The sequence below is a fragment of the Stenotrophomonas sp. YJH_SMC_69 genome, assembly GCF_059370495.1.
In genome coordinates this window covers 506,608-531,904 of record NZ_JCAFTS010000001.1, presented here as the reverse complement: position 1 = coordinate 531,904, position 25,297 = coordinate 506,608, and the positions used below count along the sequence as shown (strand labels likewise).

Below are 25,297 nucleotides of genomic sequence, written 5' to 3'. Positions count from 1 at the left end.
GCCGGGACCGGTACGATCACCGGCCTGCCTTCCGTTGCGGATCCCGTGCCCGTGCTGCGTATTGCCCTGCCCCTGCTGCTCGCCGTGTCCGCCCCGGCCGCTGCCCTGGACCTGCCGGCCCTGATTGAATGCCGCCAGGGCGTGGCCGAGCAGGCCGCGTTGGCGCCCCTGCTGGCTGATCCGCTGAAAGCCGTCGCCCACGGCCTGCAGCCGCTGCCGCAGGGCAACCAGTTCATGAGCGAGTACCGGCTGGCCCAGCCGATCAGCGTGTTCGGCGCCCGCACCGAACGGGTCGCCGTGGCCGGGTCCAGCGTCATGGCGATCCTCGACCAGGCCGATCCGCGGCCGCTGGCCAGGCAGCTGGGGCTGGAGACCGGCTACGACCAGGACGGCAAGTTCATGGCCGGCCGCGAGCTGGTCAGCCGCGACGTGACCGATCCGAAGACCGGCGAGGCCCGGATCGAGTCGATCATCCTCAGCGTCTCCACCGTGGCCTCCCATCCCGGCAAAACCCTGGCCGGCTGCACCTACAGCCTGGACCTGCCCGAGGAAGAAGCCCCCGCCCGGCCTGAACTGGCCCCGCCGCCGATCACCGGACCGGGCAGCGACGGTCACTGACAGGCCGCCACATCCTGCTAGACTTGGGCCAACGCCCGGCTTGCCGGGTGCCCTTTTTCCAGAGATGTCAGAAGACGACAGTAGTAGCTCCGCACAGGAGCCCAGTGAAAAGAAGCGCGGCTGGCTTGAACGCCTGACCTCCGCCTTCTCCGGCGAACCCCATACCCGCGACGAGCTGGTCGCTGTCCTGCACACCGCGCAGGAAGAGGGCCTGATCGCCGCCGATACCCTGAAGATGATGGAAGGCGCCATTTCGGTGGCCGAGCTGACCGTGGGCGACGTGATGATCTCGCGCTCGCAGATGGTTTCGCTGCCGGTCGAAGCGCCCTTCCTGGAACTGATGAAGCAGGTGGTCGAATCCGGCCATTCGCGCTTCCCGGTGCACGGCGAGAACAAGGACGACATCCTTGGCATCCTGCTGGCCAAGGACCTGCTGCGCGGCGTGGTCGCCGACAACGGCCCGGCCAACGTGCGCGAGCTGCTGCGCCCGGCAGTGCTGATCCCGGAGGCGAAGAAGCTCAACGTGCTGCTGAAGGAATTCCGCCTGTCGCGCAACCACATGGCCATCGTGGTCGACGAGTACGGCGGTGTCGCCGGCCTGGTCACCATCGAGGACGTGCTGGAACAGATCGTCGGCGAGATCGACGACGAGCATGACGAGGCCGAGGATCCGTCGGCGCAGATCGCCATCCAGTCCGACGGCCAGTACGTGGTCGACGCGCTGACCCCGATCGGCGACTTCAACGAACGCTTCGGCGCTACCTTCTCCGACGAGGACTACGACACCATCGGTGGCCTGGTCACCGAGGCCGTGGGCCACCTGCCGGAAGTCGGTGACGAGCTGGCGCTGGACCGCTTCATGTTCCGCGTGGCCCGCGCCGATGCGCGCCGGGTCCAGGCCTTCCACGTGACCGTGCTGCCGCCGGACGCGCAGGACGACGCTTGAAGCGCGGCGCCCTCCTGGCACTGCGCCTGAGGCTGTGGCTGGCACTGTGCGTGCTGGCCACGGCCCTGCCGCTGGCCGCCTTCGCGCAGCCGGCGGCACCCGAACCTGCTGCACCCGCCACCAGCGCCGAGGCTCCCGCCCCGCGCATCGGGGTGGTGACCATGCAGCCGGGCACGGTGTTCTTCGAGCGCTTCGGCCACGACGCCATCGTCGTGATCGATCCGCTCAGCGGCGAAGCGACCTCGTACAACTTCGGCTACTTCGATCCGTCCGAGGACGATTTCATCAGCCGCTTCGTGCGCGGCGACATGATGTACTACCTGGTGGCGCTGCCGCTGCAGCAGGATCTGTCGTACTACGACGAGACCGGCCGTGGCGCCAGCGTGCAGTGGCTGGACCTGCGCCCGGAGCAGGCACGTGCACTGGCCGCCGCCCTGGCCGAGCGGGCCAAGCCGGAAAACGCGCGCTACCACTACGACTACTACACCGCCAACTGCGCCACGATGGTACGCGACACGGTGGACAAGGCGCTGGGTGGCGGCCTGCAGTCGCAGCTGTCGGGGCGCTCGCGCGGCAATACCTACCGCAGTGAATCGGTGCGCCTGGCCTCGCCGGCACCATGGATGTGGCTGGGCTTCGATGTCGGCCTCGGGCCGTTCGCCGACCAGCCGCTGTCGCGCTGGCAGGAAGCCTTCGTGCCGATGCGCCTGGCCGATGCGCTGCGCCAGGCGCGCAACAGCGATGGCCGGCCGCTGGTGCAGTCCGAACAGGAACTGCTGCCGCACCGCATCGACCCGGAGCCGAAGGAATTCGCACGCCGCTGGTGGCCGTGGCTGCTGCTTGGGCTGGTCGTGGCCGGCGGCGTGCTGGCGCTGCGCAACCGCCCGCGCCTGCTGGCCGGGCTGGCCCTGCCGTTCTGGCTGCTGTGTGCCATCGCCGGCAGCCTGCTGGCGTTCCTGTGGGGCTTCAGCACCCACTACGCCGCCTGGGCCAACCGCAACCTGCTGCTGCTTTCGCCACTGGCCGTGCTGCTGCTGCCAGGCGCGATCGCGCTGCTGCGCCGGCGCGCGCCGGGCCGCATGTTCAGGGTCGTGCTGTGGCTGCTGGCGGTGCAGGCCGTGGCGGCGCTGGTGCTGCACTGGCTGAGCCTGCAGGCGCAGTACAACGTGCAGTGGATCGTGCTGCTGCTGCCCGTCCACGTCGCGCTGGCGTGGGTACTGGGGCGCCGTCCTCACTTGTCCGAAACACGGCACTGACGCACGATGGCGGGCATGTCATTGCCCGCCTCCGCTTCCGCCCCTGCCTCGGCCAACCCCGCCTGCGTCATCAACTGCGTCCACTACGATGACGACGGCAAACGCCACGACATCAGCCTGGATGCCATCAGCGATGTCATTGCCAGTGGCAACGGCTTCGTCTGGGTCGGCCTGTACGACCCCAACGACGATGTGCTGCTGAAACTGCAGGAAGAGTTCTGCCTGCACGATCTGGCCATCGAGGACGCGCGCAATGCGCACCAGCGGCCCAAGGTCGAGACCTACGGCAATTCGCTGTTCGTGGTGGTGACCACCGCGCAGATGGTGGACGAACGCATCCAGTACGGCGAAACCCACGCCTTCCTCGGCCCGCGTTTCCTGGTGACGGTGCGCCACGGCGCCTCGCTGTCCTACGCCCCGGTGCGTGCACGGGTCGAGCGTGAACCGCAGCTGCTGAAGATGGGCCCGTCGTACTGCCTGTACGCGGTGACCGACTTCGTGGTCGACAACTACCTGCCGATCGTGCACCGCTTCCGCGACACCCTGGACCTGCTGGAAAAGGACATCTTTGCCGACAGCTACAAGCGCAGCACGGTGGTACGGCTTTACGAGCTCAAGCGCGAACTGAACAAGATGCGGATGGCGGTGGCACCGCTGCAGGATGTGCTGGCGCAGCTGCGCCGCTACCAGGGTGACCTGATTCCCGATGAAGTGAAGCTCTACGTGCGCGACGTGCATGACCACGCGGTACGCATCAGCGATGTGATCGACACCCTGCGCGAGATGCTGGGCACCGCACTGAGCGTGAACCTGTCGCTGGTGACGCTGGCGCAGGGCGAGACGGTCAAGCGCCTGGGTGCATGGGCCGCACTGCTGGCGGCGCCGACGCTGATCACCAGCTGGTACGGCATGAACTTCAGCCACATGCCCGAGCTGAGCCAGCCGTGGTCGTATCCGCTGATGATTGTCGGCGTGGGCGGTGTGTGCGTGGGCCTGTACCGGTTGTTCAAGCGCGCGAAGTGGTTGTAGCGCGAATCGACCAACGGTCGATACCCACCATGCACGGGGGCGTCGATACCCAGCAATACGGTAGGCCGCGACCGTTGGTCGTGGCATATGCCCCGCTTCTGGTAGTGCCGGCCGCTGGCCGGCAACCAGGGCAATGCCGGCCAGCGGCCGGCACTACCGTTCGGCATCAAGCCACGTAGACGGTCTTGATGTTCATGAACTCGTGGATGCCGTGGTCGGCCAGCTCCCGGCCGAAGCCGGACTGCTTGCTGCCACCGAACGGCAGCCGAGCGTCGCTCTTGACGATGGCGTTGACGAACGCGGCGCCGCATTCCATGCGCTGCGCGAAGGCTTCGCCGCGCACCGGGTCGCGCGTCCACACGCTGCCGCCCAGGCCGAAGCGGGTGTCGTTGGCCACGCGCAGCGCCTCGGCCTCATCCTTGACCCGGATCACCGCAGCCACCGGCCCGAACAGCTCCTCGTCGTAGGCAGGCATGCCTGGGCCGACCTGATCGAGCACGGTCGCCGGATAGCCCGCATGGGTGCCGGCAATGGGCTCGCCGCCGACCAGAACGCGCGCACCTTTCGCCACGCTGGCCTGCACCTGTTTGTGCAGCTCATCGCGCAGGTCCGCGCGCGCCATCGGCGCCAGCGTGGTGCCACGCTCACTGGGATCGCCATACTGGCGCTGGCCCGCGGCTTCAACGAAGCGTCGGGTGAAGTCATCGGCCACCGCATCGACCACGATGAAGCGCTTGGCCGCAATGCAGGTCTGCCCGCTGTTGTCGAAACGCGACTTCACCGCCGCCGCCACGGCCTTGTCGAGGTCGGCATCGTCGAGTACCACGAAGGCATCGCTGCCACCCAGCTCCATCACCGACTTCTTCAGCTGGCTGCCGGCATTGGAGGCGATCGAGCGCCCTGCCCGTTCGCTGCCGGTCAGCGTCACCGCCTTCACCCGTGCGTCGCGCAGCACCTCGGCAGCCTGGTCGTTGTCGATGTGCAGCACGTCGAACACGCCCTCAGGCAGGCCTCCGTCACGACACACCGCCAGGATCAGGTCGGCGCACTGCGGCACGTTGCTGGCGTGCTTGAGCAGGGCCACGTTGCCAGCCATGAACGCCGGGGCCAGGAAACGGAACACCTGCCAGACCGGGAAATTCCATGGCATCACCGCGAACACGCAGCCGATCGGCTCGTAACGCACGTAGCTGCGCTGGGCTTCGGTATCGATCAGCTGCGGCTTGAGATAGTCGGCCGCGTGGTCGGCGTAGTACTCGCAGGCGGCAGCGCACTTGTCGACCTCGGCCAGCGCCTCGGCCTTGAGCTTGCCCATCTCATGGGTCATCGCCTGCTGCAGGTCGTCGCGACGCGTGCGCAGCTGCGCGGCGATCTGGCGAAGGACGGCACCGCGATCCTGCAGCGAGCGATCGGCCCAGCCGGGGAAGGCATCGGCGGCAGCCTGCAGGCGCTGCTCGATGTCAGCAGCGCCCATCAGTTCATGGCGGTAGGTCACCTGGCCGGTGGCCGGGTCGATGATCTCGACGGTCATGGGGGATCTCCATCTGGAAGACCCCCATTGTGCGCCGCTGTCCGTGAGCCGGATGTTGCCGGCGCTGTCGACAGGCCGTGTACTCAGCCGTTGTCCTGCCGCGCCAGCTGCAGGTCGCGCTGGCGCCGCTTCTCGGCGCGGGCGTTGATGTACCAGCCGATCACCGCAGCGATCGACACCGCCGACACCAGCAGCGTGGCCAACGCGTTGATCTTCGGACTGATGCCCATGCGCACCGAAGCGAACACCTTCATCGGCAGCGTGGTCGAGCCCGGCGTGGCCACGAAGCTGGCCACCACCACGTCATCCAGCGACAGGGTGAAGGCCAGCAGCCAACCCGCCACCAGCGCCGGTGCGATGATGGGCAGGGTGATGCGGGTGAACACGGTCAACCGGCTGGCGCCCAGGTCCATCGCCGCTTCTTCCAGCGACAGGTCCATTTCCTGCAGGCGCGAGGACACCACCACGGTGACGAAGCAGAGGGTGAAGGTCACGTGCGCGATCCAGATGGTGGCCAGGCCACGCGCCGGGAAGCCGGGAATCGCGCCCATCGATGCCAGCAGCGCCATCAGCGAGAAGCCCAGGATCACGTCCGGCATCACCAGCGGCGCGGTCACCAGCGCGCCGAACAGTGGCTTGCCACGGAATCGCTTGAAGCGGGTCATCACCATCGCCGCCAGCGTACCCAGCACGGTGGCGGTACAGGCGGTCCAGAACGCCACCACCAGGCTGGTCCACATCGCGTCCATCAGCGCGCGGTCGGCGAACAGGTCGCTGTAGGCGCGGGTGGAGAACCCGGCCCAGACCATCGCCAGCCGCGAGCTGTTGAACGAGTAGAACATCAACAACAGGATCGGCAGGTACAGGAAGGCGAAGCCGAGCAGCAGCACGCCCAGCCCCAGGCCCTTGGCGGTACGCGGGCTCATGCCTGCTTCCCTTCCAGCAGGCGCTGCTGGGAACGGTTGAACAGCAGGATCGGCACCAGCAGCAACAGGATCATCGCCACCGCCATCGCCGAAGCGCCCGGCCAGTTGCGATTGTTGAAGAACTCGTTCCACAACTGGCGGCCGACCATCAGCGTCTCCGAACCACCGAGCATTTCCGGGATCACGAATTCACCCACGGCCGGGATCATCACCAGCATGCAGCCGGCAATGATGCCGGCCTTCGACAGCGGCAACGTGATGCGCAGGAACGCCTGCCACGGCTTGGCGCCGAGGTCGTAGGCCGCTTCCAGCAGGCGGTGGTCATGCTTGACCAGGTTGGCGTACAGCGGCAGCACCATGAACGGCAGGTAGCAGTAGACGATGCCGATATAGGCGGCGGTCGGCGTATCGATCAGCTGCAGTTTCGGCAGCCCCATCGACGTCATCAGCGTCTGCAGGCCGGTGAACTGCAGGAACTGGTCGAGCAGGCCATTGCGGTCCAGGATTGCCTTCCACGCATACACGCGGATCAGGAACGAGGTCCACGACGGCAGCACCACCAGCATCATCGCCACGTTGCGTGCGGCCGGCGACAGGCGCGCGATGGCATAGGCCATCGGATAGCCGATCAGCAGGGTGAAGAAGGTGGAGATCGCCGCGATCTTGATCGAGCTCAGGAACGCCTGCGCATAGATCGAATCGCGGAACAGCGCCAGGTAGTTCTCCAGGTTCAGCTTCAGCGAGAAGCCGCCGTCGGCGTACTGCAGCAGCCAGGTATACGGCGGCGAGCCGACCCGGCTGAGCGAGAAGCTGATCATCAGCACGATCAGGAACGGCACTGCGAAGAACAGCAGCAGCCACAGGTACGGAATGCCGATCACCGTGGCACGCAGCCCCGGCAGCCAGCGCTTCAGGCCGGCGACGCTCATGAGGTCAGCACCACGCCGTCGTTGTCGCGCCAGTGCACCCATACGCTGTCACCCCAGGTCAGGCCGTCGCTGGCCCAGCGCTGCGAGTTGGCGAAGTTGGCCAGCACCTTGGCGCCGCTGGGCAGCCGCACGTGGTAGACCGAATGGCTGCCGAAATAGGCGATGTCCTCGATCACGCCCTGCGCTTTGTTGGTGTGCCCTTCCGGCTCGTCCTTGCCGATCATCACCTTTTCCGGGCGCAGCGCGAATGCGACCGGCTGCCCTTCGTAACAGGTGATGCCATGGGCGATGTAGATCGGTGCCGGGAACAGCGGCGAGCGCACGGTCACGTATTCGGGCAGGTCCTCGTCGATCACCCCGTCGAACAGGTTGACCGAACCGATGAACTCGGCGACGAAGCGGTTGGCCGGCTGCTCGTAGACCTCGTCCGGCTTGCCGACCTGCTGGATCCAGCCGGCATCCATCACCGCGATGCGGGTAGCCATGGTCATCGCTTCTTCCTGGTCGTGGGTGACCATCACGCAGGTCACGCCCGACGACTCGATGATGCTGACCAGTTCCAGCTGCATCTGCGAGCGCAGCTTCTTGTCCAGTGCGCCCATCGGCTCGTCCAGCAGCAGCAGCTTCGGCCCCTTGGCCAGCGACCGCGCCAGCGCCACGCGCTGCTGCTGGCCACCGGACAGCTGGTGCGGCTTGCGCTTGCCCAGGTGGCCCATCTGCACCAGGTCGAGCATCTCGCCGACGCGCTTGCTAATCGCGTCCTTGCCCAGGCCATCCTGCTTCAGGCCGAAGGCAATGTTCTGCTCCACCGTCATGTGCGGGAACAGCGCATAGGACTGGAACATCATGTTGACCGGCCGCTGGTACGGCGGCAGCGCGTCCAGGCGCTGGCCATCGACGGTGATGCTGCCCTTGGTGGGCGTCTCGAAGCCGCCCAGGCAGCGCAGCAGGGTCGACTTGCCGCTGCCGGAGCCACCGAGCAGGGCAAAGATCTCGCCCTTGCGCACGTCCAGATTGACGTCGTCGACGGCGACGAAACCGTCGAATTCCTTGCGCAGGTCACGAATGGAGAGATAGCCGGGCGCACCGGTCGTGTCGACGACGGCGGCTACCGGCTGGGCTTCAACGGGCATGGGGGCTCCGGGAGCGGGCGGTGGACAGCGGCCGCCATTCTAACGGCCGGGGGCTGCAGGGGATATGACGGCGACGGGTGGCACCCACCGGGCCGGGGGGATCTGCAGATCTGGTGGGGGCCGACCGTTGGTCGGCCCTGCCGGAAAAGCATGCCGACCAACGGTCGGCACCCACCTGCCAGCCAGCCCTTAGCGCCCGGTCTTCACCTCGGTCCACAGCCGGGTGTAGAGCTTGTCGGTCTCCGGCGTGTTGATCGAGTAGGTGAACATCTTCTCGGCCACGTCGGCCGGCGGGTAGATGGTCGGGTCGGTACGGATCGCCTCGTCCACCAGCGGGGTCGCGGTCGGCACCGGGTTTGCGTAGTGGATGAAGTTGGTGTTGGCCGCGGCAACCTTCGGCTGCAGCAGGTAGTTGATGAAGGCGTACGCGGCTTCCGGATGCTTGGCGTCCTTCGGGATCGCCAGCATGTCGAACCACTGCGGTGCGCCTTCCTTCGGGATCGAATAGGCCACGTGCACGCCATTGCTGGCTTCCTCGGCGCGGTCGCGGGCCTGGATGATGTCACCCGACCAGCCGACCACCAGGCAGGTACCGCCGTTGGCCAGCGAACCCACGTACTGCGAGGAGTGGAAGTTCTGCACGTACGGGCGGATCGACTTCAGCAGGTCGGCGGCCTTCTGCAGCTCGGCCGGGTCGCCGCTGTGCGGGTCCAGGCCCAGGTAATGCAGTGCGATCGGGATCATGTCCGCCGGCGTGTCCAGGATGGTCACGCCGCAGTCCTTCATCTTGCTGATGTTCTCCGGCTTGAACACCAGGTCCCAGCTGTTGGCGATGTCGGCGCTGCCGCCGAAGCGCTGCTTCAGCATGTCCACGTTGTAGCCGATGCCGGTGGTGCCGATCATGTACGGCACGCCGTACTGGTTGCCCGGGTCCTGGGTGGCGATGCGCTTCATCACCGCCGGATCGAGGTTGGCCAGGTTCGGGATCTTGCTCTTGTCCAGCGGCAGGAACACACCGGCCTGGATCTGGCGACCGAAGAAGTTCAGGGTCGGCACCACCACGTCATAGCCGCTGTTGCCGGCCAGCAGTTTGGTCTCGACCATCTCGTCACTGTCGAACACATCGTAGGTCACCTTGATCCCGCTCTCCTTCTCGAAGGTCGGAATGGTGTCCTCGGCGATGTAATCGCTGTAGTTGTAGACGTTCAGGACCTGGCTGTCCTGCGCGCCGCCATTGCCACCGCCGCAGGCGGCGAGCATGGCGGAGGCCAGGCCGAGCGTGAGGATACGCAGCTTCATCGGGTGCTCCAGAATGCGGGAAGGGGGGGCCGGCGGGGCCGGCGACGGGTGCCAGCCTACCCCCCGGCGGCGGATTTTTCTATTCCGGATGCTCAGACGTTCAGCAGCAGGAACTCGCGCTCCCACGAGCTGATGACGCGGAAAAAGGTCTCGTATTCCTTGCGCTTGACCGAGATGTAGGCCCGGCAGAAGCGCTCACCCAGCAGGGCCTGCAGCTCGCTGCACCGCTCCAGCCCGTCCAGCGCCTCGCCCAGCGAGCGCGGCAGGTCGTAGCCCAGTTCCTTGGCGCTGCCGGTCACCGGCGCATCCGGTGCCAGCCGCTCGCGGATGCCCAGCAGGCCGCAGGCCAGGGTCGCGGCCATCGCCAGGTAGGGATTGGCATCGGACCCGGCGAAACGGCTCTCCACGCGCATGTTCTCCGGCGTATCCAGCGGCACGCGCAGGCCGCAGGTGCGGTTGTCGAAGCCCCAGTGGACGTTGCTCGGCGAGACTTCGCCGAACACCAGCCGGCGGTAGGAGTTCACGTTCGGCGCGAAGAACGCCATCGCCTGCGGTGCGTACTTCTGCAGGCCGCCCAGGTAGTGGCCGAACACCGGGCTGAACTCGCCCTCGGCATCGGTCTCGCCAGCGAACACGTTGCTGCCATCGCTCACCCGCACCAGGCTCTGGTGGATGTGCATGGCACTGCCCGGCTCGTTTTCCATCGGCTTGGCCAGGAACGTGGCATACACCCCGTGGCGCATCGCCGCTTCGCGCATGGTGCGCTTGAACAGGAACACCTGGTCGGCCAGGTCCATCGCATCGGCATGGGTGAAGTTGACCTCCAGCTGCGCCGCGCCGGACTCGTGGATCAGCGTGTCCACATCCAGCTTCATCGCATCGGCGTAGTCGTACATCAGGTCGAGGATCGGGTCGAACTCGTTGACCGCATCGATCGAGTACGACTGCCGCGCGGTCTCCGGGCGCCCGGAGCGGCCGGCCGGTGGCAGCAGCGGGAAGTCCGGGTCGGTGTTCTTCTGCACCAGGAAGAACTCCAGTTCCGGCGCCACCACCGGGCGCAGGCCCAGCTCGGCGTAGGCTGCCAGCACGCGGCGCAGCACGTTGCGCGGCGCCAGTTCGTGCGGCTCACCGCTCTTGGTGTAGCAATCGTGGATGACCTGCGCGGTGGCGTCGGCCGCCCACGGCACCATGCGCACCGTGTCCGGATCGGGGCGCAGCATCATGTCCGAGTCGGACGGCGAGGTCAGCTCGTAATAATCGTCAGGGAACTCGCCGGTGACGGTGGTGGCGAAGATGCCCTCAGGCAGGCGCGTGCCGTAGTCGTGCGAGAACTTGTCGGCGGGAATGATCTTGCCGCGCGCGTTGCCGGTGATGTCCGGCACCAGGCATTCCACCTCGGTGATGCGCCGCTCCTTCAGCCAGCGCAGCAGCGTGCTTTCCTGCGGTGCGGGGGGCGTGGCCGTCTTGCGCGGGCGCGTTCGGGAACTCATCGGGAATCCAGTCGGTTCTGTTGGTGCTGCCGGCAAGCCTGGCCGAACGCACGGAAAATAGCGTGATAGAACGGCGCCTGCATGACACGCCACTCCGGGTGCCACTGTACGCCGAGCACGAAACGATGGTGCAGGCTGCGTGCCGCTTCGACCAGCCCATCGTCGGCCACGGCCTCGACCTGCAGCCCCTGCGCCAGGCGGGCGACACCCTGCCCGTGTACCGAATTGACCTGCGCGCGGCCACTGCCGTGCCACTGCGCCAGCCAGCCATCGGCGGCCAGCGTGACCGCGTGCGCCGGCCCATACTGCACCTCCACCGGCGCCTGCGGTTCTTCGCGATGGTCGGCCAGGCCAGGCACCGCGTGCACCTGCGGATGCAGGCTGCCGCCCAGCGCGACGTTCAACTCCTGGAAGCCGCGGCAGATCGCCAGCACCGGCAGGTCCAGCGCCAGTGCCTCGTGCAGCAACGCGAAGGCATTGGCATCGCGGGCCGGGTCATGTGGATTGCCTGGCCAGCTGCGGCCACCTTCGTAGTGCTGCGGTTCGATATTGCTGACCGCGCCGGTCAGCAGCAGGCCATCCAGCCCCTGCAGCCAGTTACCGGCCGGCAGCGGTGGCTGCAGGCTCGGCAACACTACCGGAGTCACCTCGGCCGCCTCGGCCAGCGCGCGCACGTACTTCTCGCCGGCCATCGCGAAACGGTGATGGCCGAGCACGGTGCTGTCGGTGGGCAGGCCCACCCAGGGCAGGCGGCGCATGGGGACACTCCTTGGCGTGCCGACACGTTACCTGCCGTCCGGCGAAGGCGGCAAGTCGGTGCCGTCACACCACAGCCGTCACGCATCGGCGAAACTACCGGGGTGAACGCCGATCGACCTGCCCCGCTCCGCCCTCCCGCCCTGCACCCGCGAGGCCTGCAGTGAGCGCCGCGTTCCCGCCCAGCTGGTACGCCGCCAGCCTGCCCGAACCGCCCGCACTGCCCCCGCTGCAGGGTAATGTGCAGGCCGACGTTGCGGTGCTGGGCGCCGGCTATACCGGCCTGACCGCAGCCCTGGAACTGGCGGCACGTGGCCGGCGCGTGGTAGTGCTGGAAGCGCAGCGGATCGGCTGGGGCGCGTCCGGCCGCAACGGCGGGCAGGCGCTGGTCGGCTATGGCTGCGAGGTGGACGAACTGGAGCGTCAGCTCGGTCGTGATGATGCGCGCCACCTGTTCGACTGGTCGCGCGACGCGGTGCAGGCGATGCGCGCCCGCATCAATCGCCACGGCATTGACTGCCATTGGGTGGAAGGCCACGCCAGCGTCGCCATCCGCGAACGCCATGAGCGCGAGCTGCGGGCCAACTGCGAGCACCTGCAACGCCATTACGACTACCCCATGCAGTGGTGGGACCGTGACGCCCTGCGCGCGCAGCTGGACAGCCCGCGCTATCGTGCCGCGATGTTCGATCCGCTCAGCGCGCACCTGCACCCGCTGGCCTATGCGCGCGGTCTGGCCGATGCGGCGCGCGCGGCCGGCGTGGTGATCCACGAGGATTCGGCGGTAACCCGCGTGCAGCGCGGACCGCAGCCCACCCTGCACACCGCGCAGGGCAGCGTACGCGCCGCGCATCTGGTGGTGGCCGGAAATGCCTGGCTGCAGGGCCTGTTGCCCGAGCTGGAACGGCGGATCATGCCGGTCGGCACCTATATCGGCGCCAGCGCGCCGCTGGGGGCCGAGCGCGCCCGCGCCCTGATCGGCAACGACATGGCCGTGGCCGACACCGCCTGGGCATTGGACTATTTCCGCCTCAGCCATGACCATCGGCTGCTGTTTGGCGGGCGCGCCAGCTACTCGGCGCTGCCCCCACCCGGCCTGCGCGGGGTGATGCAGCGGCGCATGCACCAGGTGTTCCCACAGCTGGCCGACGTGGCGCTGGACCAGGTCTGGGGCGGCTATGTGGACATCACCCGCAACCGCGCCCCGCATTGGGGCCGGCTGGACGGCGACCTGTACTTCGCGCAGGGCTTCTCCGGCCATGGGGTGGCCGCCGCCGGGCTGGCCGGCGAGGTGATCGCCGCCGCCATTGCCGGCCAGAGCGAGCGCCTGGACGTGTTCCAGCGCCTTCGGCATGCGCCCTTCCCCGGCGGCCGGCTGCTGCGCACGCCGCTGCTGGTGGCGGCGATGTCCTGGTACAAGCTGCGGGATGCGTTGTGGTGAAGATTCTGCATCTCCACCTGTATTGAACGTTCTGACAAACGTACCGCAGCGCTGATCGTGCTGCACACGTCACAGATTTTCACGCGACATCTGTGATGGATGGCTGGACAATTTCCTAAATGCGCAGCTATGCAATTGCATAATCGTTCGCAGACCGATACCGTCCTGAGAAACCGGGCCCCGCGGCGAATGGATGCTGACAGGGGACACGTAGGAGAGGGGGACGTGCGATTGGACTGGTGGAAAGAAGGATTGTTGCTGAAGGTGCGCATTCGTCCGGCTGGCCTGATGATTGCCTTGCTTTATGCAGTTGCCTATTGGGCAACCCGACAGCTGTCGCTGGATCAGTTCTATTTGCCAGCCGGCATCCGGGTGGCAGCCGTGCTGTTGTGCCCGCCGCGCCTGTGGCCCTACCTGCTGCTGGGCGAATATGCGTACTTTGCACAGTCCCGCGTGCCGATGATCGAGAAGTACGGCCTGACATGGGTCATTGTTGCCTCCGCATTCCTCATGCCAGCGGTGATGCTGATTGTGAAGCTGCAACGGCGACTGATGGCGGAGTCGCAGACGATCGGCCTCTTGTTGATTGCCGCCGCTTCCAGCGTCGTTATTACTCTGCTCAACCTCAGCTTTTCCCATCTGCTCTGGCCAACACCTCCTTCCACACCCTTCCTGACCAATGCCGCGCGCTTCAGCGTGGGTGATTTCATCGGCATTCTGACGGTGGCCCCCATCGCCATGCTGTGGGCGCGGCAGGACGTGGGGCAGGAGTGGAACGCTCGACGAAAGACCCCGATGCTGGCAGCACTTTCATCGATGCTGCTGATCGGGATAGCAGCGACTCAACTGCCCGCAGACTGGATTGCATTGAAGGCAACGTTCCTGCTGCTGTTGGCACTCCCCGCGGCCGCGCTTACCTGCCTGTATGGCTGGAAGGGGGCTGCCCTTGCAGTGCCGGTGCTCAACATGGTCATCGGCCTGACCACGCCCAACACCCATCCCACCGCATTCGATCCAGCGGCCTTCATCACCCAGCAGATCATGGCGATCAGCGGCATCGTATTGCTGCTGCTCGGATCACGCATCACCCACTTCTACCACCGTTACAGGCTGCGCGAGATGGGGGAAAGGGACGCCATCCATCTGGCGAGGAGCTCGCAATTGGCCAGCGAGATGGAGCTGCGTGAACGTGCCCTGCACCTTCGCAAGCTCGGCGACGGCATTGATACGTCGCTGGTTGAGCTGGCCGAATGGCTCAAGGCCCAGGGACATCACGCAGTGGCCAACAGCCTTCTGCATACCTCGAATGTACATTCGCGGCTCTTTCGCGAACAGACAAGCATGGTCTATCCCTCGGGCCTGGAGCATCTTGGGCTTTACGTGGCCCTGCAGGCGGGTGGCATCCGTGAGTCGTGGAAGCTGACGGAGCGCGTTCTCCGCCCGGATCTGAAAGGCGACCCCTGCAACCTGAGCGTGGAACTGCAATTGGCCGCTTACCGGACACTGATTGACGCGGTCTCCATTCTTCTCAAGCATGAAGGTGGTCAGATTCGCATTCGTGCAAGGTGCGGCAGAATGGGCTCCAGGCGCGGAATCCTCATGGTCGTGTCACTGCTGGAACAGCGCAGACGCCTTTCCAAGCAGACAACGATGGCAGCGTTCGAGCGACTGACCGGGCGAACCCTCCCCTATGACGGGACCGTTGACTGCTATCGCAACCGGGTCAGGATTCTGTTCCTCGACCGCGAAACCAGACTGGAGGCAGTAGCCAGTACTCCATCGCGGTACGGCTGCCCCGCACCCTCTGCGCTGCAGTAGTGCATTTCACAGTCAAGCGACCGGATCGAACCAACACAGCAGAATCGCATAACGTCCCGCTCGTCCCCCTGGCCCAGGGCGTCATGGGCACCCGGCGAACACCGGGTGCCCATGCAGTCTGATACTGAAGCTGGCCGATATCCCGGCAACTGTCAGTATCAGGGTGCCTCTACTGCCCACAACACATCAGCTCCGCTTGCATATCTGACCAGCGTGAATGCGGGGGCCCGATAGACAACCGTTCTGGTGGCCTTGGCGGGAACAGGCAGGCGCTGCTCCGGCAACGACACCTTCGCAGACGGGTCACCTGCCGGCAGCACCCAGAACGTGCCGGCAGCATTGCCGATCACGATGTGCACGTGCCCTGCGAGATCGTTTACCTGGAAATAATCCATGCCATCGCGCTCGAACCCATAGACCAACCAGCCGGGATCCACGCTGAGGTCTTGTGCCTGCGGAATCGACTGGCCGAGTCCTTGGCCGGCCAACTTGATTCCATGGTCGTCACTCGGGGCAAAAGCAAAAACGGATACCGGCACCAACATCAATGCACCAGCAAATGCATGAATTCGGAAACTTCTCACACTGACCTCCAGGTTGGATGCAATACGGATCAAGAAGGATGCTACCGCCAATCGCATCAGCATATACCGGGCGGACTCCGCAGTGCCTGTCGGAGATAATCCACTGGATCGATGCAAACCCATGCCACGCCGAATCTGCCTCCGAAATCGCCAATACCCGCGGCGAAACCCGCGCACGGTGCGGGTCAGCGGCATCTGCGACAAGGACCTGGACAGGCGCGTGCAACAGCAGGATGTCGTCGATTGTGTGACGGCGAACACAGCGGACAGCATCAACCGCCGAATGTGGCGGGTGCAACGGCTGAAACGCGATCGACACATGGGCGCACTGATTGTGGATGATTCACCGTCCTCTGGTGGCTATGCCGCCGCACTGCCGGGCATGTAGGGCCTCGAAGCATGGGAAGCCGCCGATTGCAGCGCAAAGGGAGGCCAGACACCTCGATTGCACCCATCTCCAACTGTCGATAGTGTCTGCGGAAGTGGTCAGTCATCATTGGCCGGGAGACGAGAGGCGCGGGCTTGGACCGATTCAAAGAAGCAATTGAACTGAGCTTCCGGATCCGACCCGTCGGAATCGCACTCGCGGCCGTCTACGCCTTGGGCTGCCTTGCCTCGCGTCAGTTCTCGCTGGATCAGTTCTTCCTGCCCGCGGGCATCCGGGCAGCGGCACTACTGATCGTCCCGACCCGCCTGTGGCCCTACCTGCTGCTTGGCGAGTACGCGTACTTCGCAACCTTGCGCATTCCCATGATCGACAGCTACGGCCTGGCCTGGGTCATCCTGGCCTCGACGCTGCTGATGCCGGTGGCGATGCTGGTGGTCTACCTGCATCGCATTAGAATGCCATCGGAGTCCGCCACCGGCCTCTGGTTGCTGTCGTTGACCTTCTGCACGGCGTTGTTCGTCCCGGCTCTCAATATGGGCATTTCATTTGCTCTGTGGTCGAACCCACCGCCGAGCAACCTGCTTAGCGCAGTTGATCGCACGATCTTTGGCCACTTCGCCGCCATCATCACCCTCGTGCCGTTGGCATTCCTCTGGTCGCGACGACACGCGGCCCCCAATTGGACGCGCCGCTTTGCTGCGCCTACGGTCACGGCCATCCTGGTGATGCTGGTCCTGGGCCTGTGCATGCAGCTTACGGCCATCAGCGCCCACACCACACGCACCCACCTGGTACTGCTGTCCTCCCTCCCAGCGATCGCCCTGACCTTCATGCATGGGTGGCGTGGCGCTGCCATCGCGATTCCGCTGTTGAACCTTCCACTCCATTTCGCCACACCCAGCACCGGCCTACCGTCCTCGTTCGACCTGGGCACCTTCGCCACCCAGCAGAACATGGCCGTGATGAGTGTCGCACTGCTCGCCCTGGGGTCCAGCATCAGCTATCACCATGAGCGTGCACGGTGCCGTGGACTGGCAGAGGAAACCACGTTGCGCCTGGCACGTAGTTCGCACCAGACCCGTGAGCGTGAGCTTCGCGAGCGCGCCTCCCATCTCAAGCAACTCGGCGAAGGCATGGACAGCTCGCTCGGCGAGATGGTCAGCTGGCTGAAGGCGCAGGGGCATCATGCGGTGGCCAACAGCCTGCAGCACGCCTCATCCGTGCACTCGCGGCTGTTCCGTGAACAGGCCAGTCTGGTCTACCCCACGGGGCTGGAGCAGGTTGGGCTGTATATCGCGCTGCGGGTTGGCGGCGCATGCGAAAGCTGGGACAACTCCCATCGCGTGATTCCGCCCCGGCTGGAGGGCAACCCCTGCCTGCTGACTGTCGACCTGCAGCTCGCCATCTATCGCTCGCTGATCGAGGCGGTGTCGCTGCTGCTGGAACTGGAGTCGGGACAGGTCAGCGTGCGCGCCCGGAGCGGCCAGGCGGGCGACCGGCGCGGCATCGTGGTGGTCGTTGGCCTGCTTGACCGCGGTCGCACGCTGTCGAACCGGACCGTTCAGCAGGCCATCGAGCGTCTGGCCGGCCGGATAATGGCCTACGGCGGCACGGTGCATTGCCGTGGCAACCGGCTCCGGCTCGTCCTGCACGAATCGCTTGCGGGTACAGCGGCGGCATTCGCATCGCCTGCCTGATCGGTGAACGACGCGCAGGGCACGCTGCTCCGGCTAAAGTTGCACCCGAAACCGCCGCTATCCGTGCCGAGTCCCTCCCTCGTGAGCCACCGCATCATGCCCGTCCTGCCGCAGGCCGCCGTCGATGGCGACCTGGCCGATCCGCTGCCGCAGCGGATCCTGCTGGTCGAAAACTCCCGTGCGTTCACCGGCATGCTGCGCGAGGCCATCGAGCAGCGCCTGGAACTGCCGGTGGTGATCGCTTCCACCCTGGCCGAGGCCGATCGCCTGCTGAGCGAGGATGGGGGCTGGTTCCTGGTACTGACCGGGCTGGTGCTGGCCGACGGCGACCGCGACGCGGTGGTCGAGTTCTTCCTCAGGCGCGGCCTGCCCACCGTGGTGGTCAGCAGCGTCTACGACGAGGATCTGCGCAAGCGCGTACTGCAGCAGCAGATCATCGACTACGTGCTGAAGAACACGCCGGGCAGCATCGACTACCTGGTGTGGCTGGTGCAGCGCCTGGAGCGCAACCGGCGCATTGCGGCACTGGTGGTGGACGACTCGCCGTCCGCGCGCGGCTATGCCGCCGCCCTGCTGCGCATGTACGGCCACGAGGTGCACGAGGCCGCTGACGGCAACGAGGGCCTGGCCGCGATCGACGCGCATCCTGCGATCCGCCTGGCCGTGGTCGACCAGGAAATGCCCGGCATGCAGGGCGTGGAGTTCACCCGCCGCCTGCGCACCCTGCGCTCGCGCGACAAGGTGGCGGTGATCGGCATTTCCGGTAACACCGACGCTTCGCTGATCCCGCGCTTCCTGAAGAACGGCGCCAACGACTTCCTGCGCAAGCCGTTCTCGCGCGAGGAGTTCTTCTGCCGGGTCTCGCAGAACGTGGATCAGCTGGAGCTGATCGGCACGCTGCAGGACCTGGCCACCCGCGACTTCCTCACCGGCCTGCCCAACCGTCGCTGCTTCCTGGAACAGAGCCAGCGCCAGCTGCCGCAACTGCAGCTGCATGGCCAGTGCGTGGCGGTGGCAATGATCGACATCGACCACTTCAAGCACATCAACGACACCTACGGTCACGAAGCCGGCGATGACGCGCTGCGCGCGGTGGCCGGTGCGGTGGCCGCGCATGCCCGCAGCCACGACCTGACCGCCCGCTTCGGCGGCGAGGAGTTCTGCCTGCTGGTGCCGGACATGGAGCAGGACGAGGCCCTGCTGTACTTCGAGGAACTGCGCCAGCGCATCGCCGCGCTGGAAGTGGACATCGGCACCGCCAGCCTGCGCATGACGGTGAGCATCGGCCTGTGCTGCCTGCGCCCGCAGCGCGATGCACTGCACCGGCTGATCTCCGAAGCCGACCGCCAGCTGTACCTGGCCAAGGCCGGCGGCCGCAACCGGGTCAGCTGCACCACGGTGGCCAGCCCGCTGCGCCCGCGCGAGCCCGCGCTGACCTGACCGGGCAGCCTTGATCCAGATCAACGCCGCGCCAGCGCGGCAGCTCTACAGTCAGCCCCGACATACGCATGAAGGGGAGCCGGGGATGGCACTACTGGTCTGGCAGGACGATCTGAACATCGGCATCGATGTGATCGACCAACAACACCGCCGCATCATCGAGATGCTCAACCATTTGCACGTGGCCCAGGCCAGCATGCAGCGTGCGGCAGTGGGCGAGGTGATCGACGAAGTGGTGGACTACACCATGTCGCACTTCGCGTTCGAGGAAGAACTGATGGAGGAAGCGGGCTATCCGTTCTGTGCCGCGCACAAGCGCGTGCATGAAGTCTTCATCAAGCGGGTATCGGAGTACCGCATGCGCTTCCAGGCCGGCGAGGACATCAGCGATGAACTGCGCACCATGCTCTCGCGCTGGTTGTTCAACCACATCCGCGGCGATGACCAGGCCTACGCCGAACAGGTCAAGGCGCACTTGAACCAGTTCGCCCGCGAACACCAGGGCGGCGGTTGGCTGGGGCGCACGCTCAAGCGCTTCTTTGGCTGAGCCGCAGCGCGCGCCGGTGCAGGGCCACCAGCGCGCACAGGGTCGCTGCCGCAGTCAGGCACAGGTAGTAGCCGACCGCGACCAGGCCGAAGCGTTCCGCCAGCCAGGTGGCCAGGTACGGCGCCGGCGCCGCACCCAGAATGCCGGCCAGGTTGAATGACAGCGAGGCGCCGGTGTAGCGCACTTCCACCGGGTAGATCTCGGCCAGGAAGGTGCCGCAGGGGCCGTAGGTCAGCCCCATCAGAAACAGGCCCAGGCACAGGAACGCCGTGACCAGCCAGGGACTGTGCGGCTGGAACAGCGGAGCGAACAGCACGCCGAAGCCGATGATCAGCACGCTGGCCACGATCATCGTGCGACGCGTGCCCCAGCGGTCGCCATAGCGCGCCGACAACGGGATGCCCAGCGCGAAGAACAGCATGCCGGCCATCTGCATCAGCAGGAACTGCTCGCGGCTGTAGCCCAGCACGGCGGTGCCATGGCCGAGGCTGAACACGGTCATCAGGTAGAACAGCACGAAGGTGGCGAACGCCCCCAGCGTGCCCAGCAGCATCGCCACCGGATGGTCACGCAGCACCGTCCACATCGGCAGCCGCACCGGCGCCTTGCGCTCCAGTGCCTGCTTGAAGTCGGGCGTCTCATGGATGTTCAGGCGCACCCACAGGCCCAGGCCGACCAGCAGCGCGCTGGCCACGAACGGAATACGCCAGCCCCACTGCAGGAAGTCGTCCTGGCTCAGGCAGCGGCCGAGCGCCAGGAAAATGCCCGCCGACAACAGGAAACCGATCGGCGCGCCCAGCTGCGGGAACATGCCGTACCAGGCGCGCTTGCCCGGCGGCGCGTTCTCGGTGGCCAGCAGCACCGCCCCACCCCACTCGCCGCCCAGCCCCAGGCCCTGGCCGAAGCGGCACAGCGCCAGCAGCGCGGGCGCCCACAGGCCAATCTGCGCGTGGGTCGGCAGCAGACCGATCAGCACCGTGGACAGGCCCATGGTCAGCAACGCGGCGACCAGGGTGGCCTTGCGGCCGATGCGGTCGCCGAAATGGCCGAACACCGCCGAGCCGACCGGCCGTGCGATGAACGCCACCGCGAAGGTCGCCAGTGACTGCAACAGCGCCGCCTGTTCGCTGCTGTCCGGGAAGAACAGGTGCGGGAACACCAGCACTGCGGCCGTGGCGTAGATGTAGAAATCGAAGAATTCGATGGTGGTGCCGATCAGGCTGGCCAACAGGACGCGGCGGGGAGAGTTCACGGGCGGTGCGGCAGCGGTGATCGTCGACATCGGCAACACGGGTAACGGCGGATCGCCCGATTCTGCCACGGGCCGGTGGCCGCACGGGACGATGGTTTCAGCCGACACCGATGCCAACGAGGGTGGCAGGCGCCATTGTTCTGCAGGTTCTCGCCCCTGCTCGACCATTCCACGAAATGCAGCCGAGGATCGGCTCGGCTCTACATGTGGGCGCAAGCCCCGACGCCGTTACAGCTGGATCCAGGTGGCCTTGATCTCGCTGTACTTGTCGAACGCATGCAGCGATTTGTCGCGCCCATTGCCGGACTGCTTGTAGCCACCGAACGGGGCGGTCATGTCACCGCCATCCCAGCCGTTCACCCAGACGCTGCCGGCGCGCAGCTGGCGTGCGACGCGGTGGGCGCGGCCCAGATCGCGCGTCCACAGGCCGGCGGCGAGGCCGTAGCGGCTGTCATTGGCCAGGCGCACCGCTTCGGCTTCGTCGTCAAAGCCGAGCACCGCCAGCACCGGCCCGAATACTTCCTCGCGCGCCAATGCCTGGTCGGGGCTCACCTGATCGAACACCGTGGGCTGCACATAACAACCGCCCGCCTCGACATCGGCGCGATGACCGCCCAGCAGCAGGCGGGCGCCCTCGCTTTCGGCACGCACGATATCCCCCATCACCTTGTCCAGATGCGCGGCATCCACCAGCGCGCCCATCGGTGCGTCGGCGTCAAGCGGGTGGCGCGGCTGCATGTGCTGGCCGTAGGCAACCACCTGGTGCACGAAATCCTCGCGGATCGAGCGCTGCACCAGCAGCCGTGACCCGGCAGTACAGACCTCGCCCTGGTTGAAGAAGATGCCCCGTGCCACCGCCTTCGCAGCGGCATCCAGATCGGGGGCATCGGCAAACACCACGTGCGGGCTCTTGCCACCACACTCCAGCCAGACCCGCTTGAGGTTGGACCGCCCTGAATACTGCAGCAGCCGCGCGCCGGTGGCCGTGGAGCCGGTGAACGCCAGCACGTCCACATCCATGTGCAGGGCCAACGGCTCACCGACGCGCGCACCGTGGCCCGGCAGCACGTTCAGCACGCCCTCCGGCAGCCCCGCTTCGGCGGCCAGCGCCGCCAGCCGCAACGCACTCAGGGGCGAGCGCTCGGAAGGCTTGAGCACCACCGAGTTGCCCATGGCCAATGCAGGCGCGATCTTCCAGCACGCCATCAGCAACGGGAAATTCCACGGCACGATCGCCGCCACCACGCCGGCGGGCTCGCGCGTGACCAGGCCCAGCTCATGCGGGCCGGTGGGCGCGACCTCACCGTACAGCTTGTCCACCGCTTCGGCCGTCCAGCGCAGGCAGCGCACCGCGCCGGGCAGGTCGATACGACGCGCATCACGCACCGGCTTGCCCATGTCCAGGGTTTCCAGCAGGGCCAGCTCGTCCGCGTGTTTTTCCACCAACGCCGCCAACGCCAGCAGCACGCGCTTGCGATGGGCCGGGCTGGCCTGTGACCAGTGGCCCGCATCGAAGGCACGCCGCGCCGCGCCCACTGCGCGCTCCACGTCCTGTGCATCGCAGTCGGCGACCACCCCCAGCACGCGACCATCAATCGGGCTGATGCAGTCGAAGCGCGCGCCGCTGGCAGCGTCGGTGTAACGACCCTCGATAAAGGCCTGTCCGGGTAACGAAAGCTGCTGGGCCAGCGCCTGCCAGTGGCTGTGGTCGGGAAAGTCGGCCATGTCGGGCTCCTCGGAACAGTTTCCCCGGTTATACCGGCGCGGCCGCGACTCCACCGTGACGTGGCTGCGCTACATTTCCCCCATCGGACCCGATGGAGCTGGCATGAAGCGTTCCGCGAGCGACCTGCACGATCTGGCCACCCGACGCCCGGAGTCATTGGAGGCGTACTGGATGCCGTTCACCGCCAACCGCCAGTTCAAGGCCGCGCCGCGTGTGCTGGTGCGTGCCGAGGGCATGCACTACGAGGATGTCGACGGCCGCCAGATCCTCGATGGCACCGCCGGCCTCTGGTGCTGCAACGCGGGCCATGCACGGCCGCGCATCGTCGAGGCCATCGTCGAGCAGGCGCGCACGCTCGACTATTCGCCGGCCTTCCAGATGGGCTCGCCGCCGGCGTTCGCCCTGGCGCAGCGGCTGGCCGCCTTGGCGCCGGGCCCGCTCAACCATGTGTTCTTCACCAGCTCCGGTTCCGAGGCGGTGGATACCGCGATGAAGATCGTGCTGGCCTACCACCGCCAGCGCGGCGAGGGCCAGCGCACGCGCTTCATCAGCCGCGAGAAGGCCTACCACGGGGTGGGTTTCGGCGGCATGGCGCTGGGCGGGCTGCCCAACAACCGCAAGCCGTTCGGCCTGCAGCTGGGCGGCGTCGACTACCTGCGCCACACCCTGGACCTGCCGCGCAATGCGTTCAGCAGGGGCCTGCCGCGCCAGGGCGCGGAGCTGGCCGATGACCTGGAACGGCTGATCGCGCTGCATGATGCCTCGACGATTGCCGCCGTATTCGTTGAACCCATTGCCGGCTCAGCCGGGGTGATCCTGCCCGCACCGGGTTACCTGCAGCGCCTGCGCGAACTGTGCGACCAGCACGGCATCCTGCTGGTGTTCGACGAGGTCATCACCGGTTTCGGCCGGGTTGGGATGCCCTTCGCCGCGCAGCGCTTCGGGGTCACCCCGGACCTGCTGACCTTCGCCAAGGCGGTCAGCAACGGCGCGGTACCGCTGGGTGGCGTGCTGGCCAGCGACGCCGTGCATGCAACCCTGATGCAGGCACCGCCACAGGCCATCGAGCTTTTCCATGGCTATACCTGTTCGGGGCACCCGCTGGCCTGCGCCGCGGCGCTGGCGACGCTGGAGGTCTATGCCGAGGAGCGTCTGTTCGAGCGCGCCATCGAGCTGGGCGAGTACTGGCAGGAACGACTGCATGCGCTGCAGGGCCTGCCCAACGTGATCGACATCCGCAACTTCGGCCTGGTCGGCGCGGTTGAGCTGGCGCCTCGCCGCGATGCGCCGGGCAGCCGGGGCTACGAGGTCTACCGGCGCTGCTTCCACGACGGCCGACTGCTGGTGCGCTGCACCGGCGACATCATCGCGCTGTCGCCGCCGCTGATCGTGGACAAGGCGCAGATCGACCAGATCACCGGCACCCTGGGCGAGATGATCCGGGCCACCGCCTGAGCCGGGCCGATGGTGGCGAGCGGGTACAATGGGCGGTTCCGCTCCTGCTCGCTGCCGTGCCCATGGATATCGTCGTCAAAGAAGAACTCAAGGCCTACATCGACCCGCTGACCGCGGACGAACATGACGCGCTGGAGCGCAGCATCCTGGCCGAAGGCTGCCGCGATGCGCTGGTGTTGTGGGGGAATGTACTGGTCGATGGCCATAACCGTTTCGGCATCTGCCAGAAGCATGGCCTGCCCTTCAATACCGTGCAGAACACCCGCTTCCAGAGCATGGAAGACGTGCACCTGTGGATGATCGAACAGCATCTGGGCCGCCGCAGCGTGTCCGACTTCCAGCGCGGCGTGCTGGCGCTGCGCAAGCGCGACATCCTGGCCGCCCGCAAGCAGGTCGAGCAGGCGCAGCTGCAGCGCGAGAGCGATGGCACCGCCGACGTCGCCGATGAGACCGGTGAAGACAGTCCGCCGTGGGAACCGGCACCGAAGATCAGCCGCGCCGAGCTGGCGCGCGAAGCCAAGCTGAGCACCAGCCAGGTCGGCATGATCGAGCGCATCCACGCCCAGGCCGCCGCCGAGGTGGTGGAAGCGGTCAAGGCCGGCGTGATCTCGATCAGCGCCGCCGCCGCCGTGGCCGACCTGCCGGAAGAAGAGCAGCGCGCCGCCGCCGCCGGTGGCAAGGACGAGCTGAAGCAGGCCGCCAAGCGCGTGCGCGAGTCCAAGCGCAAGCCGCGCGCACCGAAGCCGGAAGCGGCCGAGATGGACTTCGAGGAACCGGACGAGGAGCAGATCGCCAGCCGCGACGCCGAGGTGCTGTCGGCGCTGGAACAACTGGGCGAGGATGCCCCGGCACTGCGCCGCCGCGTCGTCGCGCTGACCCGCGAGAACGACACCCTGCGCGCGCAGCTGGCTGCGTTGCGCAAGCAACTGGAAGCGCTGTAAGCGCTCTCGACGCGCTTCTGTGGAGCCGAGCCCATGCTCGGCTGCTCTTTGCCACGCGCAAGGCAGCCGAGCATGGGCTCGGCTCTACAGACAGG

The 25,297-nt window shown here is 66.6% G+C and carries 22 protein-coding genes; 12 read left to right on the top strand and 10 right to left on the bottom strand.

The genetic code is table 11. The annotated features are described in order from the left end of the window. The first annotated feature begins 51 nt into the window (after positions 1-51). From AC5P8F_RS02475 to AC5P8F_RS02460, 4 genes are all read left to right on the top strand, one after another. Positions 52-618, top strand: coding sequence for a hypothetical protein (locus AC5P8F_RS02475; RefSeq protein ID WP_014646571.1), 567 nt, complete (start codon positions 52-54; stop codon positions 616-618). Positions 619-682: 64 nt separating this feature from the next. Next, positions 683-1,564: a CorC family transporter gene (locus AC5P8F_RS02470; protein ID WP_014036584.1), complete on the top strand. Its 882-nt coding sequence runs from the start codon at positions 683-685 to the stop codon at positions 1,562-1,564. After that, positions 1,561-2,820 (top strand): lipoprotein N-acyltransferase Lnb domain-containing protein, encoded by a 1,260-nt coding sequence (locus AC5P8F_RS02465; protein WP_495227583.1) that lies wholly within the window; start codon positions 1,561-1,563, stop codon positions 2,818-2,820. Before AC5P8F_RS02470 ends, AC5P8F_RS02465 begins: the two co-directional genes overlap by 4 nt. Positions 2,821-2,826: 6 nt before the next feature. Continuing rightward, entirely contained in the window at positions 2,827-3,849 is a 1,023-nt protein-coding gene (locus AC5P8F_RS02460) for a magnesium and cobalt transport protein CorA (protein WP_014646569.1), read from the top strand. Positions 3,850-4,015: 166 nt separating this feature from the next. Here AC5P8F_RS02460 and AC5P8F_RS02455 read toward each other — a convergent pair whose 3' ends face one another. From AC5P8F_RS02455 to AC5P8F_RS02425, 7 genes are all read right to left on the bottom strand, one after another. Continuing rightward, on the bottom strand, positions 4,016-5,380 hold the full coding sequence (locus AC5P8F_RS02455) for an NAD-dependent succinate-semialdehyde dehydrogenase (protein ID WP_049408076.1): 1,365 nt from the start codon (positions 5,378-5,380) through the stop codon (positions 4,016-4,018). An 83-nt stretch (positions 5,381-5,463) separates the two neighbouring features. Beyond that, positions 5,464-6,306, bottom strand: coding sequence for an ABC transporter permease subunit (locus tag AC5P8F_RS02450; RefSeq protein ID WP_005415928.1), 843 nt, complete (start codon positions 6,304-6,306; stop codon positions 5,464-5,466). Further along, the gene (locus AC5P8F_RS02445) at positions 6,303-7,235 is read right to left on the bottom strand and encodes an ABC transporter permease subunit (protein ID WP_014646567.1); all 933 of its coding nucleotides are present in this window, start codon (positions 7,233-7,235) and stop codon (positions 6,303-6,305) included. Before AC5P8F_RS02445 ends, AC5P8F_RS02450 begins: the two co-directional genes overlap by 4 nt. Then, positions 7,232-8,368: an ABC transporter ATP-binding protein gene (locus tag AC5P8F_RS02440; protein ID WP_014646566.1), complete on the bottom strand. Its 1,137-nt coding sequence runs from the start codon at positions 8,366-8,368 to the stop codon at positions 7,232-7,234. Before AC5P8F_RS02440 ends, AC5P8F_RS02445 begins: the two co-directional genes overlap by 4 nt. A gap of 189 nt (positions 8,369-8,557) precedes the next feature. Beyond that, a complete protein-coding gene (locus AC5P8F_RS02435; protein ID WP_014646565.1) occupies positions 8,558-9,667 on the bottom strand; it encodes a polyamine ABC transporter substrate-binding protein in 1,110 nt (369 codons plus the stop codon). 92 nt (positions 9,668-9,759) lie between these two features. Beyond that, on the bottom strand, positions 9,760-11,157 hold the full coding sequence (locus AC5P8F_RS02430; protein ID WP_046429791.1) for a glutamine synthetase family protein: 1,398 nt from the start codon (positions 11,155-11,157) through the stop codon (positions 9,760-9,762). After that, complete coding sequence (locus AC5P8F_RS02425) at positions 11,154-11,915, bottom strand: gamma-glutamyl-gamma-aminobutyrate hydrolase family protein (protein WP_197574670.1); 762 nt, start codon at positions 11,913-11,915, stop codon at positions 11,154-11,156. Before AC5P8F_RS02425 ends, AC5P8F_RS02430 begins: the two co-directional genes overlap by 4 nt. 161 nt (positions 11,916-12,076) lie before the next feature. Here AC5P8F_RS02425 and AC5P8F_RS02420 point away from each other — a divergent pair, with 161 nt between their 5' ends. Continuing rightward, entirely contained in the window at positions 12,077-13,354 is a 1,278-nt protein-coding gene (locus AC5P8F_RS02420; RefSeq protein ID WP_164232471.1) for an NAD(P)/FAD-dependent oxidoreductase, read from the top strand. A gap of 225 nt (positions 13,355-13,579) precedes the next feature. Next, entirely contained in the window at positions 13,580-15,172 is a 1,593-nt protein-coding gene (locus AC5P8F_RS02415) for an MASE1 domain-containing protein (protein ID WP_049405548.1), read from the top strand. 158 nt (positions 15,173-15,330) lie between these two features. Here the strand turns inward: AC5P8F_RS02415 and AC5P8F_RS02410 are convergent, their stop codons facing one another. Continuing rightward, positions 15,331-15,819, bottom strand: a complete 489-nt coding sequence (locus AC5P8F_RS02410; protein WP_049405537.1) for a hypothetical protein — start codon at positions 15,817-15,819, stop codon at positions 15,331-15,333. A gap of 58 nt (positions 15,820-15,877) precedes the next feature. Between AC5P8F_RS02410 and AC5P8F_RS02405 the strand changes: the two genes are divergently transcribed. The 4 genes from AC5P8F_RS02405 to AC5P8F_RS02390 all read left to right on the top strand — a co-directional run bounded on the left by AC5P8F_RS02405 (position 15,878) and on the right by AC5P8F_RS02390 (position 19,828). Beyond that, positions 15,878-16,144, top strand: a complete 267-nt coding sequence (locus AC5P8F_RS02405) for a hypothetical protein (protein ID WP_136191675.1) — start codon at positions 15,878-15,880, stop codon at positions 16,142-16,144. A 134-nt stretch (positions 16,145-16,278) separates the two neighbouring features. Continuing rightward, the gene (locus AC5P8F_RS02400; RefSeq protein ID WP_227863811.1) at positions 16,279-17,841 is read left to right on the top strand and encodes an MASE1 domain-containing protein; all 1,563 of its coding nucleotides are present in this window, start codon (positions 16,279-16,281) and stop codon (positions 17,839-17,841) included. Between the two features lie 96 nt (positions 17,842-17,937). Continuing rightward, positions 17,938-19,281, top strand: a complete 1,344-nt coding sequence (locus AC5P8F_RS02395) for a diguanylate cyclase (RefSeq protein WP_041863220.1) — start codon at positions 17,938-17,940, stop codon at positions 19,279-19,281. An 85-nt stretch (positions 19,282-19,366) separates the two neighbouring features. Continuing rightward, positions 19,367-19,828: a bacteriohemerythrin gene (locus AC5P8F_RS02390; RefSeq protein ID WP_004151683.1), complete on the top strand. Its 462-nt coding sequence runs from the start codon at positions 19,367-19,369 to the stop codon at positions 19,826-19,828. On the opposite strand, the gene AC5P8F_RS02385 is transcribed toward AC5P8F_RS02390, so the two are convergent. Together AC5P8F_RS02385 and AC5P8F_RS02380 are read right to left on the bottom strand one after the other, a co-directional pair. Continuing rightward, a complete protein-coding gene (locus tag AC5P8F_RS02385; RefSeq protein ID WP_032961593.1) occupies positions 19,809-21,110 on the bottom strand; it encodes an MFS transporter in 1,302 nt (433 codons plus the stop codon). The two genes, AC5P8F_RS02390 and AC5P8F_RS02385, sit on opposite strands and share 20 nt — an antisense overlap. Positions 21,111-21,308: 198 nt before the next feature. Further along, complete coding sequence (locus tag AC5P8F_RS02380) at positions 21,309-22,805, bottom strand: aldehyde dehydrogenase (protein ID WP_495227582.1); 1,497 nt, start codon at positions 22,803-22,805, stop codon at positions 21,309-21,311. Positions 22,806-22,908: 103 nt separating this feature from the next. Here AC5P8F_RS02380 and aptA point away from each other — a divergent pair, with 103 nt between their 5' ends. Next, the gene (aptA, locus tag AC5P8F_RS02375; protein ID WP_014646556.1) at positions 22,909-24,261 is read left to right on the top strand and encodes an omega-aminotransferase AptA; all 1,353 of its coding nucleotides are present in this window, start codon (positions 22,909-22,911) and stop codon (positions 24,259-24,261) included. Positions 24,262-24,323: 62 nt separating this feature from the next. Then, positions 24,324-25,202, top strand: coding sequence for a ParB N-terminal domain-containing protein (locus AC5P8F_RS02370; protein WP_014646555.1), 879 nt, complete (start codon positions 24,324-24,326; stop codon positions 25,200-25,202). The last annotated feature ends 95 nt before the right edge of the window (positions 25,203-25,297 follow it).